This is a genomic window from Anaerostipes butyraticus (assembly GCF_016586355.1).
In the GTDB taxonomy this organism is placed as follows: Bacteria; Bacillota; Clostridia; order Lachnospirales; family Lachnospiraceae; genus Anaerostipes; species Anaerostipes butyraticus.
Genome location: NZ_BLYI01000085.1, coordinates 1 through 308, shown reverse-complemented (window position 1 = coordinate 308; position 308 = coordinate 1). Strand labels below are relative to the sequence as shown.

The 308-nt window shown below is 51.6% G+C and carries 1 tRNA gene and 1 rRNA gene; both read left to right on the top strand.

Features of this window, described 5'->3' with window-relative positions:
• Positions 1-149: ribosomal RNA gene (locus JMF81_RS16305) — 23S ribosomal RNA — on the top strand; the annotation flags it as partial.
• A 63-nt stretch (positions 150-212) separates the two neighbouring features.
• Positions 213-285, top strand: a tRNA-Asn gene (locus JMF81_RS16300).
• Positions 286-308 lie beyond the last annotated feature (23 nt).

Below are 308 nucleotides of genomic sequence, written 5' to 3'. Positions count from 1 at the left end.
GCATCTAAGCGTGAAGCCCCCCTAAAGATAAGATTTCCCATACCGAAAGGTAGTAAGACCCCTTGAAGACGACGAGGTAGATAGGGCAGAGGTGGAAGTGCGGCAACGCATGGAGCTGACTGTCACTAATCGGTCGAGGCTTTGACCAAAGAAGGCGAAGTGTGAGAATGGTTTTGTATGATGTTTTGAAGGTACATGAGTATCTCAGATGATCCTCGATAGCTCAGTTGGTAGAGCACACGGCTGTTAACCGTGCTGTCGCTGGTTCGAGCCCGGCTCGGGGAGTTGGGAAGCGTGAGAGCGCTTCA